This window comes from Methylobacterium sp. C33D (assembly GCF_053345825.1).
In genome coordinates this window covers 1-278 of sequence record NZ_JBKFAV010000259.1, presented here as the reverse complement: position 1 = coordinate 278, position 278 = coordinate 1, and the positions used below count along the sequence as shown (strand labels likewise).

The window sequence follows — 278 nt, the reverse complement described above, 5'->3', positions numbered from 1 at the left end:
AAACCGCTACAGAATCATCTGACACAAGCGGCAGATTAATAACAATGATAATACGAATTTTTCATAGTGATTTTGACTCTCTGTCTGCTTCCCAGCACTTCACAATTATTGAATCCTTTCAATTCGTAGTCCGCAAAGCGGCACATTTTACAGCTTATGCAATTTTAGGAATATTCAGTTTTTTTACATATATTACATATATAAAAATCCCATTAAAAATTCGTCTTATATTAATTCCCCTGACCTGCCTTTTATATTCAATAAGTGATGAAATCCAC

Annotated in this window: 1 protein-coding gene; it reads left to right on the top strand. The window is 32.7% G+C overall.

Features of this window, described 5'->3' with window-relative positions; translation table 11 throughout:
* A partial coding sequence (locus ACLBXO_RS32290; protein ID WP_447687977.1) for a VanZ family protein occupies window positions 1-278 on the top strand: 278 nt, incomplete at both ends.